Annotated in this window: 15 protein-coding genes; 8 read left to right on the top strand and 7 right to left on the bottom strand. The window is 67.2% G+C overall.

Annotated features, from left to right (window positions below; all coding sequences use genetic code 11):
* Positions 1 to 12: 12 nt before the first annotated feature.
* Together B843_RS12540 and B843_RS12535 are read left to right on the top strand one after the other, a co-directional pair.
* Positions 13 to 1,284: a sensor histidine kinase gene (locus B843_RS12540; RefSeq protein ID WP_169729867.1), complete on the top strand. Its 1,272-nt coding sequence runs from the start codon at positions 13 to 15 to the stop codon at positions 1,282 to 1,284.
* 56 nt (positions 1,285 to 1,340) lie between these two features.
* Positions 1,341 to 1,979, top strand: coding sequence for a LuxR C-terminal-related transcriptional regulator (locus B843_RS12535; protein ID WP_025253837.1), 639 nt, complete (start codon positions 1,341 to 1,343; stop codon positions 1,977 to 1,979).
* 6 nt (positions 1,980 to 1,985) lie between these two features.
* Here the strand turns inward: B843_RS12535 and B843_RS12530 are convergent, their stop codons facing one another.
* Positions 1,986 to 2,318, bottom strand: coding sequence for a histone-like nucleoid-structuring protein Lsr2 (locus B843_RS12530; RefSeq protein WP_025253836.1), 333 nt, complete (start codon positions 2,316 to 2,318; stop codon positions 1,986 to 1,988).
* Positions 2,319 to 2,781: 463 nt separating this feature from the next.
* Positions 2,782 to 3,414 carry a DUF6474 family protein gene (locus tag B843_RS12525; protein WP_025253835.1) on the bottom strand — a complete coding sequence of 211 codons (633 nt, stop codon included), beginning with the start codon at positions 3,412 to 3,414 and terminating at the stop codon, positions 2,782 to 2,784.
* Between the two features lie 81 nt (positions 3,415 to 3,495).
* On the opposite strand from B843_RS12525, the gene B843_RS12520 reads away from it, so the two are divergent.
* Positions 3,496 to 5,055, top strand: a complete 1,560-nt coding sequence (locus B843_RS12520; protein ID WP_025253834.1) for a TM0106 family RecB-like putative nuclease — start codon at positions 3,496 to 3,498, stop codon at positions 5,053 to 5,055.
* A gap of 7 nt (positions 5,056 to 5,062) precedes the next feature.
* Here B843_RS12520 and B843_RS12515 read toward each other — a convergent pair whose 3' ends face one another.
* The 4 genes from B843_RS12515 to B843_RS13335 all read right to left on the bottom strand — a co-directional run bounded on the left by B843_RS12515 (position 5,063) and on the right by B843_RS13335 (position 9,975).
* Entirely contained in the window at positions 5,063 to 7,711 is a 2,649-nt protein-coding gene (locus B843_RS12515) for a multicopper oxidase domain-containing protein (RefSeq protein ID WP_025253833.1), read from the bottom strand.
* A gap of 46 nt (positions 7,712 to 7,757) precedes the next feature.
* Positions 7,758 to 8,978 carry an MFS transporter gene (locus B843_RS12510; protein WP_404825201.1) on the bottom strand — a complete coding sequence of 407 codons (1,221 nt, stop codon included), beginning with the start codon at positions 8,976 to 8,978 and terminating at the stop codon, positions 7,758 to 7,760.
* 67 nt (positions 8,979 to 9,045) lie between these two features.
* Positions 9,046 to 9,630: an AEC family transporter gene (locus B843_RS13340; protein WP_051483516.1), complete on the bottom strand. Its 585-nt coding sequence runs from the start codon at positions 9,628 to 9,630 to the stop codon at positions 9,046 to 9,048.
* A 39-nt stretch (positions 9,631 to 9,669) separates the two neighbouring features.
* Complete coding sequence (locus B843_RS13335; protein WP_051483515.1) at positions 9,670 to 9,975, bottom strand: AEC family transporter; 306 nt, start codon at positions 9,973 to 9,975, stop codon at positions 9,670 to 9,672.
* 161 nt (positions 9,976 to 10,136) lie between these two features.
* On the opposite strand from B843_RS13335, the gene B843_RS12500 reads away from it, so the two are divergent.
* Positions 10,137 to 11,405 (top strand): O-acetylhomoserine aminocarboxypropyltransferase/cysteine synthase family protein, encoded by a 1,269-nt coding sequence (locus B843_RS12500; RefSeq protein ID WP_025253831.1) that lies wholly within the window; start codon positions 10,137 to 10,139, stop codon positions 11,403 to 11,405.
* A 503-nt stretch (positions 11,406 to 11,908) separates the two neighbouring features.
* On the opposite strand, the gene B843_RS12495 is transcribed toward B843_RS12500, so the two are convergent.
* Entirely contained in the window at positions 11,909 to 12,511 is a 603-nt protein-coding gene (locus B843_RS12495; protein WP_025253830.1) for a superoxide dismutase, read from the bottom strand.
* Positions 12,512 to 12,789: 278 nt separating this feature from the next.
* Between B843_RS12495 and msrA the strand changes: the two genes are divergently transcribed.
* From msrA to B843_RS12475, 4 genes are read left to right on the top strand one after another with little or no spacing between them, the layout of a single operon-like run.
* Positions 12,790 to 13,452 carry a peptide-methionine (S)-S-oxide reductase MsrA gene (gene msrA / locus B843_RS12490; protein WP_025253829.1) on the top strand — a complete coding sequence of 221 codons (663 nt, stop codon included), beginning with the start codon at positions 12,790 to 12,792 and terminating at the stop codon, positions 13,450 to 13,452.
* Positions 13,453 to 13,510: 58 nt separating this feature from the next.
* The gene (locus B843_RS12485; RefSeq protein ID WP_081751592.1) at positions 13,511 to 14,722 is read left to right on the top strand and encodes a sensor histidine kinase; all 1,212 of its coding nucleotides are present in this window, start codon (positions 13,511 to 13,513) and stop codon (positions 14,720 to 14,722) included.
* Positions 14,719 to 15,396, top strand: coding sequence for a response regulator (locus B843_RS12480; RefSeq protein WP_081751591.1), 678 nt, complete (start codon positions 14,719 to 14,721; stop codon positions 15,394 to 15,396). The genes B843_RS12485 and B843_RS12480 overlap by 4 nt, the downstream gene beginning before the upstream one ends.
* 59 nt (positions 15,397 to 15,455) lie before the next feature.
* Positions 15,456 to 16,403: an ABC transporter ATP-binding protein gene (locus B843_RS12475; protein WP_025253826.1), complete on the top strand. Its 948-nt coding sequence runs from the start codon at positions 15,456 to 15,458 to the stop codon at positions 16,401 to 16,403.
* The last annotated feature ends 31 nt before the right edge of the window (positions 16,404 to 16,434 follow it).

Genomic DNA, 16,434 nt, shown 5'->3' with positions numbered 1-16,434 from the left:
GATCCTCGGGGCATGTTGCGGAGCCTAAGCCCGCACGTGGCGGTGGGCACGATCGAGTACGAGACCCAACCGGGGGCGGCCAGCTTCCGGCGGGCCATGAACGTGCTCACGGTCGTGTTGCTCATCGCCTGCCTCGGCGGGCTCGTGGGGATCGATCGGCACGTCGCGGTCATCGGCGTGCTCCTGCTCGCCTCCTTCGCCGCGGCCTACGGCAACTGCGTGGTACGCACAGACGAGCGGATTCAGCAGCTGGCCAGCGTCGCCGTGCTCACCTTGGTGTGGATCGTGCTGCTGCCCATGCTGCCGGTGTCGGTCTACCTGGTGTTTTCCATCTTCTTCCTCTATCTGCGGGTGCTGCCGGACTTGCGGGGAATCGTGGCGGTCATCGGGGCCACGGCCGTCGCGATTCTGAGCCAGTGGGGGCACATCACCATCGGCGCGGTCATGGGGCCGCTCGTCTCGGCGCTGGTGTGCATCGGTATCCACCTCACCCTGTTGGCGCTGTGGAAGGCCGGGCACGAGCGTGAGCTGCTCATCAAGGAGCTCATCGCCACGCGCCAGCAGCTCGCGGAGACCGAGCGTGCCGCCGGTGTCGCCGCCGAGCGCCAGCGCATCGCCCACGAAATCCACGACACCCTGGCCCAGGGGCTCTCGAGCATCCAGATGCTGTTGCGGGTGGCCGAGCAGGAGATCAACTCCACGCCGCTGAGCGAGGAGGAGAAGCGGATGCCACTCCAGCGCATGGAGCTCGCCCGCAACACGGCCGCGGACAACCTGCAGGAGGCCCGCGCGATGATCGCCGCCCTTCAACCGGCGGCGCTGTCGAAGACCTCGCTGGAAGGTGCCTTCCACCGGGTGGCCGAGCACATCGTGGGGCCCGAGGTCACCATCGAGGTCGAGGGCGCGGAGCGTCAGCTGCCGATGCGCACGGAGGCGGCGCTGCTGCGGATCGGCCAGGGGGCGCTCGGCAACGTGTCCAAGCACGCAGGCGCCACCCGCTGCCACGTCACGCTCACCTACGCCGAGGACGAGGTGCGCCTCGACGTGGTGGACAACGGTCGAGGCTTCGACCCGGCCGCGGTGGCCCAGCGCCCTGCGGGGCTCGGCCACATCGGCATCGACGCTATGCGCCAGCGCGCCCAGGAGCAGGGCGGGGCGCTCGTCGTGGAGTCCGCGCCGGGGGAGGGGACCGCCTTGTCGGTCTCCATCCCAATCTCCGAAGAAGAAACGGATGCGCCCAAAGATTCCTACGAAAGGATAGGAGAAACTCAAACCGAGGTATGAAAAGGGCTACACTGGGACGAGTTGAATCCCCGATGTGAAAGGCTTGACTCCCGTCCATGATCAGAGTGTTGCTTGCTGACGACCACGAGATCGTCCGGCTGGGTTTGCGTGCGGTCCTCGAAAGCGCCGATGACATCGAGGTTATTGGGGAGGTTGCCACCGCGGAGGCCGCGATCGCCGCGGCCCAGGCGGGCGGCATCGACGTGATCCTCATGGACCTGCGCTTCGGCGCGGGCGTCGAGGGCACGAGGCTGGCCACCGGCGCGGATGCGACCGCGGAGATCAAGCGCACCATGGACAAGCCGCCGCACGTGCTCGTGGTGACCAACTACGACACCGACGCCGACATCCTCGGCGCCATCGAGGCGGGCGCCCTAGGCTATCTGCTCAAGGACGCCCCGCCGGAGGAGCTGCTCGCGGCGGTGCGCTCGGCTGCGGAGGGCGACTCGACGCTCTCGCCGACCGTGGCGAACCGGCTCATGACCCGCGTGCGCACGCCGCGGACCTCGCTCACCCCGCGCGAGCTGGAGGTGCTCAAGCTCGTGGCATCGGGCTCGTCCAACCGCGAGATCGGTCGACTGCTCCTGCTGTCCGAGGCCACGGTGAAAAGCCACCTCGTACACATCTACGACAAGCTCGGCGTGCGCTCGCGCACCTCGGCCGTGGCGGCCGCCCGCGAGCAGGGCGTGCTCTAGGGGGTCCTAGCTGGTGACGGCGAGGTAGGCGTCGATGATCTCCTGCGAGATCTTGCCGCGCCTAGCCACGGCGTAGCCGTTCTTGGAGGCCCACTGGCGGACCTCCCGGGGATCGTAGGGGGCGATCGCGCCGGGCTTGCGCCCGCGGAGGCTGGGGACCTTGCGGGCGGCGTTGATGTAGGGGGCGAGCTGGGCGTGGAAGGCTGCCGCGTTCTTTTCCGAGACGTCCAGGACGTAGTCGGTCCCGTTGACGCTGAAGCGGATGACGCGCACGTCCTTCTCCTCGAGGGGGGAGTTGTCGAGGTCGTCAAAAATCTGGGTCACTTCGCGGCGTGCCATCCCTTGTTTACAACTCCTCCATTGGGTTTCCTGCTCGAGTGCCCGCATCGCGAAGCGCGCACCCCCGCCCTTTCGCGCGAGCGTTTGGGAATCACCATGAGACCCCGTATTACAGAACGGAGGTAAATGGAATTCTAAATCGCTTAAAAGGGCCTTTTGCTATTTAAAACACTATCTGTCGCCCCGCTTTTTGTAAAAGTAAACGGGATAAATGGCTTATTGAAAATACGTCACCAAAACGGTTTTGCACGCACATCGTGCGGGTGCCCCTGAGGTAGGGGGCTGGAGACTGTGGGGCACCGGCCGCAAAAACCTAAAGAAAATATGAATCGAAAGATATCGATTTACGCAATTAAATGCATTTATGAATCGCGAAATTGGATTTAGTTTGCGCACCTTGGGCGTCGAAAAGCGAAAACCCGCGCACGGCAAAAGCCGGCGCGGGGAAGAACTAAAAGGAAACCTAGTTGGAGATTTTGTCCTGGATCTGGGAAGCCAGCGCGTCCAAGTCCTTGGTGATGCTGCGGTGGGTGCGGATGCGGTGCTCGGGGGTCATGAACTCGGCGTTGTCCACGGCGGCCGTCAGCTCGTCGAGGCGATCGGTGACGTCCTTGACGAACCCCTTGGGCAGGGAGGACACGCTCACCGACTTGCGCATGCCCGCGATGCGCGCCTTGAGTGAGGCGCCGTGGCCGGCGAACTTGGACAGCTCCTCGGTGGTAATGCCGAGCTTCTGCGCGCGGGAGGAGTTGATCTGCTCGCGGGCAGCGGTCACGCCCCGGTAGACCAGCGGGACGAGGAAGGGGGCGATGGCGCGCGCGGCGGTGGTGTAGCGAACCACGCGATCCTTGTTAAACCTGCCCGCCTGGCGCTTGGCTAGCTCGGCCTTGGCCAGCTGCAGCTCGTGCTTGCGCTGCACCTTCTGGCCCTTCTTCTCTTCCTTGAGCAGGCGCTTTTCCTGGCTGGCGAGGAACTTATCCTTCTTCAGCTCGAGCTTCGCGGCGGATTTTACTTCCTGGCGCGCGCGGGCCTTGGCGGCCTTGATCTCGGCCTTCCTCTTGGTACGAGCCGCACGGATGGACTTCCAGATACCCATGGTTTACGTTCTCAATCTCCTGTTATCAACAAACTGCTAGATTCCACACTACCTGTGAAAGTGCAATAGGCTTGAGAAACTGTGGAAACTGATCACCTCATCTCGCCCCTCGACCTCGTGGGCTGCCGCTACCGCCAGGTGCAAAAGCGCAGGCACCCCGGGATAGAGGCGCCGGAGAGCTCGCACCACCGCCGCAGGCGGCTGGAGACGGCGCGGGAGGTGGTGTTCGGGTTGTTCCCCGAGCGCCCGGAGATCGGTGACAACCGGCACTTCTTCCGCATCGACCTGCCCGAGGTGTCGCCCGAGCTGTCGGCCTGGTCGCGCGAGGACGTGGACAAGATCGACGAGGCCTACCTTTTCACCCTCGAGGCTCTCGCGGCGGGCGCGCACTTCATCACCAACCCCGTGCTGGAGGGCGTGAGCGCGGGGGTCCCCTGGTACGTCCGGGTCGACGCCCTCGTGCGGCGGAAGTCGGGCGCCTACTACCCGGTGCTGGTGACCAACCACCGGGTCGCGCGCCCCGACCCGCGTCGTCGAGTCAAAGTCGTGGCCACCTCGCGGCTCGGGCTCGGGAACTCGGGCTGGGCCAATTACAAGCTCAAGAGCCACGCCGTGGACTCCTACACCCTGGCGCTCGCCTCCCGCGCCCTCGACGAGCTGGGGCTGGGCTGCCAGCGCGGCGGGCTCATCGGTCAGGACCGCCAGCTGACGTTCCTGCTCGACACCGACATGCTCCAGCAGGGCCTCGATCGCGCCCTCGAGGTGCCGGTGCCCGCCGAGGCGCGCCGCATCAAGGAGTGCGGTGCGTGCCGCTTCTGGCCGGTCTGCCGCGAGGAGCTCGAGGCCCGCGACGACATCTCGCTCTTCCTCCCCGGAGACCGCTCGAGAGCCTTCCGCGAGGAGGGCATCACCACCGTCGCCTCGCTTGTCGACGCTAAAGTGGGCGAGCCCTCCGTCCTCGCCGCCGCCTGGCGCGACGGCGTGCACTTCCTGCGCCGCCGCGAGGACATCGAGGTGCCGCGCTTCGACCGGGAGATCGATCTCGACGTCGAGGCCTACCTAGATCAGGGCGCCTACCTGTGGGGCACCTACGACGGCGAGCAGTACCGCCCCTTCGTGACCTGGGAGGGGGTGGGCGGCGGCGAGGAGGCCGAGGGGCGCAACTTCGCGCGCTTGTGGCGGTGGCTCGCCGCGCGCCGGGAGGAGGCCGCCGCCGCGGGCGAGAGCTTCGGGGTGTTCTGCTACGCGGCCAACGGCGAGAACCACTGGCTGCGCTTTAGCGCCCGCCGCTTCTTCGGCCGCGTCGAGGGCGTGCCCAGCCCCGAGGTGGTGGAGGAGTTCATCGGCTCCGGGCACTGGATCGACGTGTTCGTGCACGTCAAGCAGAACCTCGCCGGGACGAGCGGGCTGGGGCTCAAGCAGGTAGGTCCGGCCGCGGGTTTCCACTGGGAGGCCGAAGACGTCGACGGCGAGGAGTCGGTGAACATCTACCGGGAGGCCACGGGCGTCGAGGTGGGCGCCGACGTCGCGGCCGCGCGCCAGCGGCTTCTCGGCTACAACCGCGACGACTGCCGGGCCACCCGCGCCGTGCGCGAGTGGCTGGGCGCGGGCGCGCCGGGGGCGCCGCTCATGACGCTGTAGCAGGGCGCTACTTCACGACGATCTTGCCCTTCGCCCCGCGCTCGGCATCGATGAACTGGTGGTTGACCATCGTGTAGGTGCCCGCCTCGGGGAAGGCGGCCTCCACGAACCCGCCCTGGGCCGCGAGCAGGTCGAGCGCCTGGGACCCACCCTGGTCCTCCGCGTCCTTGAGCAGGTACGCGCCCTCCTTGTAGGTGGTGTGGAACTGCGTGCCGATGATGTGGAAGCTCTCCGAGAGGTTCGGTCCAGCGTTGACCAGCCAGAAGCGCGCGGTCTCGCCCGCGTTCATCTCGATCGGCTTGGCCACGTACTGGTTCTCGATGCCGTTGAACACCGTCGCCGAGGGTGTGCCCGCCTGCAACAGCGTGGAGTCGACGGGGTTGTCCTTCGTGGAGGAAAGGCCGTAGACCTCGGACTGCACGATGAGGTACTCGTGGTCGACCTTCGCGAGGTTCGGCGGGTCGATAATGACGGCGCCGAACATGCCCGCGGCGATGTGCATGCTCACGGGCATCGTGCCGCAGTGGTAGAGCCAGGCTCCCGCGTGCTCGGCGCGGAAGGTGTACTGCAGCGACTCGCCCGGGTTGATCGAGCGCATGACCGAATCGGGGGAGACCATGCCCGCGTGGAAGTCGATGGAGTGCGGAATGCTGCCGTTGTTGACGAGGGTGACCTCAAAGGTGTCGCCCACCTTGCCGCGCAGCGTCGGGCCCTGGACCCCGCCGTTGAAGGTCCAGCGGCCCCGGCTTACACCGTCGGCGATCGGCACGTCGATCTCGGAGATGTCCAGCGTGACCTTGTGCACGGTCTCGCTGCTCGCGGGCTGCAGCCTGGGGTCGACGAAGTTGTCCTGGTTCAGCTTGTCTGCCGCCGTCACGGTTTCGCTTGTCGACGAACCAGGGCTGCCGGACATCGTGCTCATGTCGGACGCGGAACCCGACGAGGCGCCCTCGGCGGTGACGTGGATGACCATGCCCTGCTGGCGGTGGCCTGCGATGGAGCACCAGCCCTCGAGGTCCTGGCCGATGACGCCGACCTCGACGGTGGCCGACTCGCCCGGCTGGAGGCGGCCGGAGGTCGCGCCGTTGGCGAAGGTGAGGTCGTGGACCATCGTGTCGGTGTTGGTGACGTTGACGGTGAGCGCGTTGCCGGTGGGGACGGTGATGGTGTCGGGGCTAAAGCGCATGTCCTGCATCTCGACCGAGACCTCGGTGGTTTGGCCGGTGGTGGCCACGTTCGAGGTGGTGGTGGCGGACTTCGTACCGGTGGTGCCCAGCCCGCCGGAGGCGGCGAGCACCAGGGCCACGACCGCGCAGGCGGCGGTGAGCTGGCCCCACTTCGGCTTGGCGGGAAGCTCCAGGGCCTCGCGCTGCTTGCGGATGACCCCCAGCTGCGCCTTGGCGGAGAAGGGGATGAGGAAGAACACCATGGCCAGCGAGCCCATCGACAGCAGCGAGCTGACCACGCGCAGCCAGGAGTCCTGCGTGTAGAGCCAGATGGCGAGCCCCAGGTTGACCAGCGCGAATCGGAACAGGCCCGCCCGATCCATGACGATCATGCCGGTCCTTGTCGCGGCGGGACCGCCGCCGATGTTGGAGGGCAGGAGGTAGCTCATAACACCCGCGAGCAGCTGGGCGGCGAAGCCGATGAGCAGCGCCATCGTCGGCAGGGTGATGGCGGTGACGTCGGGGGCGGTGAACGCGCGGTAGGTGAACACTGCGAGCGCGCCGAAGAGCCACACGGCCGCCGCCGCGACCGACATGGCCGCGAAGGTCACCCGGTCGCGGGGATCCTGGGCCACCAGTCGCACGGTGTGCGCCCAGCTGGCGGAGGCGATCAGCACGCCGGCGAGGTAGAAGGCCAGCCCGATGCCCACCACGACGCCGAACCCGAGGAGCGCGCCCGTGGCCGCGGTGAGGACACCGACCCCCATGAAGGCGACCACGTGCGCCATGCGGTCCTTGCCCGACTGCGCCCGCCACACCGTGGCGAACAGCAGCGCGAGGGAGCCCACCGCGGCGAAGCCCACGAAGCCCAGCACGTTGACCGCGACGTGGGCGAGCTTCAGCCGCTCCTGCCACGGCGAGCTCATCGGCACCGACATGAACCCGCCCATGAGCGCGCCGAAGGGCAGGCACGCGGCCGAGGCGACGTAGGCGAGCACCGAGGGCGCGAAGCGCCGGCCCTTCTTGGCGCCTAGGTACTGCCGACCCAGGTAGAAGGCGTGGTAAGCGAGCGAGCAGCCGACCAGGGTGGCGCCGACGCAGGTGACGATCCAGTGCCGGGCCCACCAGGTCTCCAGGAACTGGCCGGTGATCGTCGTGACGATGCCCGCGTTGAGGATCCAGAAGCGCCGCAGCTGCCAGGCGCGCTCCGAGTCCTCGATGTGGTTGTGGAGGAACTTCTCGGTGAAGTGCTGCGACCACAGCATGATCGAGTTGGTGACCACGCCGAGGGTGAACATGTGGATGAGCAGCCACCGGTAGTTGGGGAACATCCAGTGAATGAAGCTGAACAGGATGAGGATGCCGATCCACACGCTCACCGGCTTGCTGGCCTTGCGATGCCACGCGGCGCGCTTGAGCCGCTGCTCCTTGGGGCTATCGTCGGTGGCGTCGAAGGGATTGGATGCGCCGGACGGTGGGTTCGCAGTCATACTTTCTTACGATAATGTCCGGGTTAATTTCCCACAATATGAGAGGCTACTTTGCCCTTTTTGTGCGCGCCCTCAGGAACGCGGCGAGCGCCACGAGCAGCACCGTCCAGCCCACGTCCCACAGGACGAAGCCGTGCCAGCCCACGTGCCCGAACACGATTCCGGACAGCCAGCCCACGACCGACGAACCGACGTAGTAGCAAAACAGGTACATGCTCGCGCCCTCGGCGCGGTTGGCGGTGGCGAGCACCCCCACCCAGCTCGAGGCCAGCGAGTGCAGGAGGAAGAACGCGGCCGTGAAGACGAACAGCCCGATGAGCGTGAGCGGGAGGTTGTGCCACAAAACGAGCAGCGCGCCCAGCCCCATCGCCGCGGCGGCGGCGAGCACCAGGTTGCCGCGGCCGATCCGCGCGGTCCACTTGCCCGCCCGCGTCGCCGACCAGGTCCCGGCGAAGTACATGAGGAAGAGCACGCCGACCAGCGCCGAGGAGAGCCCGAAGTCGTGGATGAGGCGGAAGCCCAAGTAGTTGTACAGCGAGACGAAGGCGCCGAGCGCCGCGAAGCCGATGAAGAAGTTGGCCGCCAGCAGCGGGTTGCTCCAGTGGGAGACCATCGCGGTGAACTCCCGCCGCGGGCTGATCGGGCGGGGCCTGAACCTGCGCTGCTTGGGCAGGAGGTAGGCCATGAGGACGGCGAAGATGAGCGCGGGCACCGCACTGAGCAGCATCGCACCGCGCCAGGTGGTGAACTCCAACCCCACCGCCGGGATGAGGCGGCCGGTGATGCCGCCGACGCTGTTGCCCGCGATGTAGACGCCCATCGCCGCGGTGAGGTCGCGGGGGTCGATCTCCTCCGACAGCCAGGTCATCGCCACGGCGGGCACGCCCGCGAGGAACGCGCCCTGAAGCGCTCGCAGCGCGATGAGAACGCCGACCGTGGGAGACCAGGGGATCACCAGGCCGCACAGCGTGGCCAGCAGCGCCGAGACGATGAGCACCCGCCCGCGCCCGAGCTTCTCCGAGATGATCGACGCCGGCACGATGCACACGGCGAGCATGCCCGTGGCCGCCGAGACCGTCAGCGCCGCGGTGGCGGCGTCGATTCCGAAGGCTGTGACCAGGGTGGGCAGGATGGCCTGGGTGTTGTACAGGGCGTTGAAGGTGGCAAGTCCCGCGATGAGCGTCGCGATGACCGCCTTGGTGTAGGCGGGTTCGCCCTTGCGCAATCCCGGTGGCAGCGAGGAGGCGGAAGTGGACATGTAACCCATGGTGCCCCTCCCGCGTGACCGGCGCCACCATCGGGGTGGGGGTTTGGGGGCCGTAGGCGTCGGAAAGCTAGAGCAAAACCGCGAGCGCGACGGGCAGGGTGAACACGCTGAGCACGGTCTGGGCTGCGGTGATGCTGGCCATGAGCCGGGTGTTGCCGCCCATGATCGAGGAGAGGATGGTCGCCGAGGTCGCGGTGGGGATCGACAGGATCACCACGATCGCCGCCAGCGCGGTGCCCGTTACCCCCATCGACGTCGCGATCCACGTGCCCGCAACAGGCACGAGCGCGAGCTTAAAGACGCTGGCCACGGCGATGTGCGCGGTGTCTCGGGCGCTGATTCGGAGCGAGAGCGCGGCGCCGCTAACGAGCGTGCCGACGACCATGGCTGGCTGGGCTAGAAGCTTGAGGGGATTGAACAGAAGGTCGGGGATGGCTATCCCGCCGAGCTTAAGCGCAAGGCCCAGCAGGCAGGCGAGCAGGTACGGATTGGTGGCCAGGCTCCTCAGCATCGAGGGGCGTTGCTCGCCGGGGCGCTCGGGCTCGCCGAAGGCCGTGAGCGCGCCGACGCACAGGAGGTTGACCGTGGGCACGACGACGGCGCAGGCCAGCGCGAACACGGCCACGCCCTCGTTGCCGTAGAGCGAGCCCATGAGGATGAGGCCGACGTAGGTGTTGATGCGGATCGCGCCCTAAACGACGCTGGTGATGTCGGGGCCGCTAGCGCGCAGGGGGCGGCGCAGGAGCAGGAGGATGCCGGTGGTCAGCGCCAGCGGCGCGGTGAGGCTCAGGACGAGCGGTCCGGCCCGCACCGCGGAGAGGTCCGTGGTGGAGATCGAGGTGACGAAGAGGGCGGGCGTGAACAGGTAGTAGCTGATCTTCTCCAGACCGCTCCACAGGGCCGGCTCGGTGAGGAACCGGTGGCGCAGGACGAATCCCATGGCCAGCAGGGCCACGACGGGCACGATCGCGCTTGTCGCCACATCCATCACGTTCATGGCCTCTAGTTTGCTGGATCGATGCGGTGTGGTTCAACTGGGGCGGCGAGCCGAAGGCGTCGGAAAGCGAAGCGAATAAAACGCGGATGAGCGGGGGTAACGGGTTTCACCGGGCCTATGATCGATATTATTCACACCGCCAGATCCGAAGAAGGGACGCCATGCACGACGAGACCAAGCTCATCCACTCCGGCTACAAGCCAGGCAACAAGGACCCGCGCCAGGTGCCGATCATCCAGTCGACGACCTACACGTTCGACTCCTCCGACGACATCGCCGCGGTCTTCGACGAGCCGACGCACGCGCTCATCTACTCGCGCTTTGCCAACCCGACCGTCATGGCGGTGGAGGAGAAGATGGCCGACCTCGAGGGCGGCGCAGCGGCGATGGCGACCTCCTCCGGGCAGGCGGCGACCGCGCTGACCATCATGAACCTGTGCTCGGCGGGCGACTCCTTCGTGGCGTCCTCGGAGATCTACGGCGGCTCGTCGAACCTGTTTTCCACCACGCTCAAGCGCTTCGGCATCGAGGTGATCTACGTTGACCAGGACGCGCCGGAGGAGGAGATCGCGGCCGCGTTCAAGCCGAACACCAAGGCGCTGTTCGGCGAGATCCTCGCCAACCCCGCGATGAGCGTGCTCGACGTGGAGAAGTTCGCGCGCATCGCGCACGCGCAGGGTGTGCCGCTCATCGTGGACAACACCTTCGCCACCCCGGTGCTGTGCAAGCCGATCGAGCTGGGCGCCGACATCGTGGTGCACTCGACCTCGAAGTACTTAGACGGACACGCCATCCAGGTCGGCGGCATGATCATCGACTCCGGCAAGTTCGACTACACGAACGGCAAGTTCCCCGGCTTCACCGAGCCCGACGAGTCCTACCACGGCGTGGTGTACACCCGCGACTACGCGGTCGCGCCGTTTGTGATCAAGGCGCGCATGCAGCTGCAGCGCGACTTCGGTGCCTACCCGGCGGCGCACTCGGCGTTCATGCTGAGCAACTCGCTGGAGAGCCTGGACGTGCGCATGCAGCGCCACTGCGAGAACGCGCAAAAGGTGGCCGAGTACCTGGCCACCCGCACCGACGTGATCAGCGAGGTCCGCTACCCGGGGCTTGAGTCCTCCCCGTACTACGAGCTCGCGCGCAAGCAGCTCAAGGGCAACTCCGGCGTGGTGACCATCGACATCAAGGGCGGGCGCGAGGCCGGCACCAAGTTCATGGACGCGTTGAAGCTGGTCACCCGCCAGGTTCACGTCGCCGACGCGCGCTCCTGCGTGCTACACCCGGCGTCGACCACGCACCGCCAGGTTCCCGACGAGCAGCTGCCCTCCGTGGGCATCACCCCGGGTTTGGTTCGCCTGTCGATCGGCCTGGAAAACGTCGAGGACCTCATCGAGGACATCGAGCAGGCGCTGGCAGCCATCGAGTAATCGGGTGGGGCGTGCTTGTGCGGGGCGCTGCCAAACGCCGCGCGTCTGCGGGGCTTCAGGCTTGACCACCTGCGCGTTTTCGTCCGGCGCGGGCGCAGGTGCGCGGATGTTGGCAGGGCGCGGGGCGCTTCGCGCAAAAAAGCGAATCTTTGATGAGCTGCACATCTGACCACCTGGGCTTTTGTGGGTGGTTACGTGTCAAAAATTCGCTTGTTTGCGGCTGGGGATGTTCGGCGGCCACGGCTTCAGCTACGGCTATAGGGTCGAGGCGAAGGCGAGGAGCCCCGCCGCGATGGAGGTGAGGGGGTCTGGTCTTAATCTTCGCTGGGCCAAACGCCGCGCGTCTGCGGGGCTTCAGATTTGACCACCTGCGCGTTTTCTTTCGGCGCGGGCGCAGGTGCGCGCATTTTGGCGGGGGGCGGAGGGCTGAACGCCCGGAAACGCACAAAAGGCGCCAAGGCCGAAGCCTCAGCGCCCGGGCGCGTAAATCACCTCATCGGAGATTACTTGGTGGCTGCCTCGTAGCGAGCAGCGACGTCCTCCCAGTTGAAGACGTTCCAGACTGCCTTGACGTAGTCAGCCTTGACGTTCTTGTACTGGAGGTAGAAGGCGTGCTCCCACATGTCGAGAAGCAGCAGCGGCTCGAGATCGATGGACAGGTTGCCCTGCTGGTCGGTCATCTGCTCGATGACCAGGCGCTCGCCGATCTTGTCGTAGCCGAGGACCGCCCAGCCGGAGCCCTGCAGGCCGAGAGCGGCTGCGGAGAAGTGCTCCTTGAAGGCCTCGAAGGAACCGAAGTCACGGGCGATGGCGTCAGCCAGGGCGCCGGTCGGCTCGCCGCCACCGTTCGGGGACAGGTTCTTCCAGAAGATGGAGTGGTTGGTGTGGCCACCCAGGTTGAAGGCCAGGTCCTTGGACAGGGCGGTCACGGCGGCGCCGACGTAGCCGTTCTTGCGTGCATCCTCAAGCTTCTCCAGAGCGGCGTTGGCGCCGTTGACGTAGTTCTGGTGGTGCTTGGAGTGGTGCAGCTCCATGATCTCGGCGGAGATGTAAGGCTCGAGCGCGTCGTAGTCGTAGTCGAGCGCAGGAAGTTCGTACTTAGCCATATGGTGTCCTTTCGTAGGGAAGCTATCTCGCGTGGGCGGGCAACTGTGCGGCCGCCCCGCACTGGCACCCATGATAGGTCAATTACGGAAAGTAGCAAGGCCTAACTTCCAAAGAATGAATCAATTTCGCTACCAGTGAACACCCGCTTTGCGCGTGCGCGGGGCGCCGTTCGGGGGTAAAAGCGGCGCCTAGCTCGGTAAAAGGTGATACGTCATCAAAACCTTGGCCGTCGACAAGCGGAAGCGGAGTACGGTGGACGAAAACGAAAGGAACGCACATGGGTTGGATGTTTGCCGCGCCGAAACTGGTGGGCGAGGACGAGGCGCTGCGCGGCGGCAAGACGCCGGTGCTGGCGAACCCGCGGCCGCACGCGGTGCTGGGCACGCCGATCACGGGGCCGTGGGCGCCGCACCAGCGCAGCCTGCTCGTCGGGATCGGCTGCTTCTGGGGCGCGGAGAAGATGTATTGGGAGACCCCCGGCGTGGAATCGACCTCGGTGGGGTACGCGGGCGGGATCACCCCCAACCCCACCTACCGCGAGGTGTGCACCGGGCGCACGAACCACGTCGAGGTGGTCGAGGTGATCTACGACCCAGCACGGGTGAGCTTCGACGAGCTGGTGGTCGAGGCGCTGGAGGCGCACGACCCCACCCAGGGCTACCGCCAGGGCAACGACGTGGGCACGCAGTATCGCTCGGCCTTCTACACGCAGACCGAGGAGGAGGCCCAGCGCGTGCGCGAGCTCATCGCGCACTACGCCCCGAAGCTCAAGGCCGCGGGCCTGGGCGAGATCACCACCGAGGTCCTGCCGCTCAAGGACACCCCGGCGGGCGAGTACTACCTGGCCGAGGACGAGCACCAGCAGTACTTGTTCAAGAACCCCGGCGGCTACTGCCCGCACCACTCCACCGGCGTGGCCTGCGGGATCCCCGAAGCCTAGGGGACTTAAGCCCGCAGGATGACGCCGCGTGTCGGGTGCCTTCTTTAGGGTTGAAGGCATGAGTTTTCTTCAGGGTTCCAGCCGCCCGCTGCGGTCACCGTTGACGTGGCCGCGCGGGGTTTTCGGTTCCCCCTGGCGGGTCGCGGCGATCGTGTTTCTCGCCGCGGTCATCGCCGATTCCGTGCTGCCGCGCGTTTTCGACGTCAGCGCGGCACAGGGGTGGCTGGGGGTCGTCGTGATCGTGGGCGTTACCGCGGCGTTCTTGGTGCACCCGCGCTTCCGCGAGGGGGCGATCGGGGTGGTCGCGGCGCTGCTGTTTGTGTCCACGGCGTCGCTCGAGCTGCGCAGTTCCATCGAGGCGATGGTCCCCACCGCGTACGCGACCTACCTGGCCAGCGCGTGGTCGCGGCCCTCGTGGCGCCGCGTGTGGCTACCGCTCCTGCTGGCAGGCGTCGCGCTCGTTGACTTGCTCGCCGTGCGCGGCGTCGTCACCGGTGGGCTGCCCGTCACGGTCGGCACCGTGGAGACCCAGCCGCTGCCCACGGCCATCGCCTTCATCGGCAGCTCGTGGCTGGGCGTCGGCTTCTTCTGGCTGCTCGGCGTGCAAAAACGGCGCCGCGTGGAGGGCATGGAGCTCCTGCGCGAGCGCGCGGAGATGGCGGGCGTCATCGAGCGCACCCGCATCGCCCGCGAGATGCATGACATCATCGCGCACAACCTTTCCGGCATCATCGCGCTTGCCGACGGCGCCCGCTTCGCGGCCGCAAAAGACCCAAAGGTGGCCACCGAGGCGCTCGAGACGATCTCTGCCCAGGGCAGGAGCTCGCTCCAGCAGATGCGCGGGCTGCTGAGCGTCCTGCGGGACGAGTCCACCCGCGAGCTTAACGCAGCGCCGGGGGCCAAGGAGATGGCGCAGCTGGTGGCCGAGGCCCGGCGCTCGGGGCTCGACGTGGAGGTGACTGGCTTAGACGAGGTCCCGGCGGAGGCTCCTGAGCTCGTGCAGTTCACCTGTTACCGGGTGCTCCAGGAGCTGCTGACCAACATGCTGCGCTACTCGCCCACGAAGGCGGGAAGAATCACGATCTCGGGTGCGAGCGGCCGGATCGTGCTGCGCTCGGAAAACCCGATTGCCGCGGGGACAGGGGCGGGGCAGCAGGGCGCTGGCTACGGGCTGCGCGGCGTGCGCGAACGGGCCCAGGCGCACGGCGGTAGGATGCAACAGGCAATCGAGAACGGCAACTTCGTGGTGGAGGTGGAGATCCCCGCATGAGCGAGATCATTCGCGTCGGCCTGGCCGATGACCAGCCGCTGGTCAGGGCGGGCTTCGGCATGCTCGTTGGCTCCCAGGACGACATGGAGGTCGTCTGGGAGGTCAGCGACGGCGACGAGGTCGCCGCGGCGGCCGCTGCCCGGCCCGCGGACGTGGTGCTCATGGACGTCCAGATGCCGCGCATGGATGGCATCGCCGCCGCCCGCGCGCTGCTCGTCTCCGATGAGTCGGTGCGGATCATCATGCTGACCACCTTCGATGATGCCGAGTTCGTGCGCGGCGCCATCGAGGCCGGGGCCAGCGGGTTCCTGCTCAAGGACGCCACCCCGGACGAGCTGCTGCACGCCGTGCGCACCGTGTACGAGGGGGATGCGGTGCTTGCACCCAAGGTCACCGCGCAGGTGATGAAGATGTGGCGGCCGAAGGCGTCGGAAAGCGAAAGCGTGGACGTGGGGCTGACCCCGCGGGAGTCGGAGATCCTCAAGCACATCGCGCGCGGGCTGACCAACGAGGAGATCGCGGCGGCGGAGTTCGTGTCCATGGCCACGGTGAAGACGCACGTGCGGCACATCCTCATGAAGACCGGCTCGCGCGACCGCGTGCAGGCCGTGCTGTTCGCGTTCCGGACGGGGCTGGTCACCGTCGGCGAGCTCCTGCGTCATCCCCAGGGCTGAGCCTAGGTTTCAGCCCGCAGGGCGATGTTTTCCGTCGCGGAGGCGGCGAGCATGGAGGCATGCTTGAAATCAGAAACCTCACCAAGACCTACCGCGCTCAGACCGCGGTCAACGACCTTTCCTTCACCGTCCCCGACGGGCAGGTGACCGGCTTCCTCGGGCCCAACGGCGCCGGTAAGTCCACCACGATGCGCATGGCCGTGGGCCTCGAGCGCCCCACCAGCGGCGAGGCGACCTTCGACGGCGTGCCCTTCCGCAAGCTCGACAACCCCGGCCGGGTCGTGGGCAGCCTGCTCGACGCCACCTGGTTCCACCCGGGCCGCAGCGCCTACCAGCACCTGGCCATCCTCGCCGACCTCATGAGGCTGCCGGAGACGCGCATCGAGGAGTGCCTCGAGGCCGTGGGCCTATCCGGGGTGGCCACCAAGCGCGTGGGCGGCTTCTCGCTCGGCATGAAGCAGCGCCTCGGCGTGGCCTGCGCGCTCATGGGCAACCCCAAGCACGTGCTCCTCGACGAGCCCGTCAACGGCCTCGACCCCGAGGGCGTGCACTGGATGCGCGAGCGGATCAGAGCGCTGGCCGCGGACGGCTGCGCGGTGCTGGTGTCCTCGCACCTGCTGTCCGAGATGGAACTGACCGCCGACCGGCTCATCGTGGTGGGCAAGGGCGCGCTCATCGCCGAGGGGACCGTCGAGGAATTCCTAAGCCGGGGCAAGGCGGGGACCGTGGAGGTCGAGGTGCTGGCCGAGGACGTGTTCCGCGCGGTCGGGCTGCTGGAGGCCGAGGGGCTGCGGGTGTCGGTGGTCTCCGGCGGGGCTGGCTCGGACGCCAGCTCGAGTGCCGCGAAGAAGGCGCTCCTGCGCGTCGACGGCGCCGTCGCCGACGACATTGCGCGGCTCGCCCTCAACAACCGCCTGCTCATCACGGGGCTATCCGCCAAGAAGGTCAGCCTCGAGGACGCGTTCCTCGACACCACCGCAGGATCGGTCGTCTACCAGGCCAACTAGGTCCGCCGAGGCCGCCGCACGAATTACAGAA

Source organism: Corynebacterium vitaeruminis DSM 20294 (assembly GCF_000550805.1).
GTDB classification, from domain to species: domain Bacteria; phylum Actinomycetota; class Actinomycetes; order Mycobacteriales; family Mycobacteriaceae; genus Corynebacterium; species Corynebacterium vitaeruminis.
Note: the sequence above shows the minus strand (reverse complement) of the source record. Positions and strands in the feature narration are given on the sequence as shown.

What these genes read in the sequence shown, in the direction of transcription:
- msrA (WP_025253829.1), top strand. Translation starts at nt 12,790, where the DNA reads ATGGGTTGGATGTTTGCCGCGCCGAAACTGGTGGGCGAGGACGAGGCG.
- B843_RS12500 (WP_025253831.1), top strand. Translation starts at nt 10,137, where the DNA reads ATGCACGACGAGACCAAGCTCATCCACTCCGGCTACAAGCCAGGCAAC.
- B843_RS12530 (WP_025253836.1), bottom strand. Translation starts at nt 2,318, where the DNA reads ATGGCACGCCGCGAAGTGACCCAGATTTTTGACGACCTCGACAACTCC.
- B843_RS13335 (WP_051483515.1), bottom strand. Translation starts at nt 9,975, where the DNA reads ATGAACGTGATGGATGTGGCGACAAGCGCGATCGTGCCCGTCGTGGCC.
- B843_RS12515 (WP_025253833.1), bottom strand. Translation starts at nt 7,711, where the DNA reads ATGACTGCGAACCCACCGTCCGGCGCATCCAATCCCTTCGACGCCACC.
- B843_RS12535 (WP_025253837.1), top strand. Translation starts at nt 1,341, where the DNA reads ATGATCAGAGTGTTGCTTGCTGACGACCACGAGATCGTCCGGCTGGGT.
- B843_RS12485 (WP_081751592.1), top strand. Translation starts at nt 13,511, where the DNA reads ATGAGTTTTCTTCAGGGTTCCAGCCGCCCGCTGCGGTCACCGTTGACG.
- B843_RS12540 (WP_169729867.1), top strand. Translation starts at nt 13, where the DNA reads ATGTTGCGGAGCCTAAGCCCGCACGTGGCGGTGGGCACGATCGAGTAC.
- B843_RS12525 (WP_025253835.1), bottom strand. Translation starts at nt 3,414, where the DNA reads ATGGGTATCTGGAAGTCCATCCGTGCGGCTCGTACCAAGAGGAAGGCC.
- B843_RS12495 (WP_025253830.1), bottom strand. Translation starts at nt 12,511, where the DNA reads ATGGCTAAGTACGAACTTCCTGCGCTCGACTACGACTACGACGCGCTC.
- B843_RS12475 (WP_025253826.1), top strand. Translation starts at nt 15,456, where the DNA reads ATGCTTGAAATCAGAAACCTCACCAAGACCTACCGCGCTCAGACCGCG.
- B843_RS12480 (WP_081751591.1), top strand. Translation starts at nt 14,719, where the DNA reads ATGAGCGAGATCATTCGCGTCGGCCTGGCCGATGACCAGCCGCTGGTC.
- B843_RS12510 (WP_404825201.1), bottom strand. Translation starts at nt 8,978, where the DNA reads ATGGGTTACATGTCCACTTCCGCCTCCTCGCTGCCACCGGGATTGCGC.
- B843_RS13340 (WP_051483516.1), bottom strand. Translation starts at nt 9,630, where the DNA reads ATGGGCTCGCTCTACGGCAACGAGGGCGTGGCCGTGTTCGCGCTGGCC.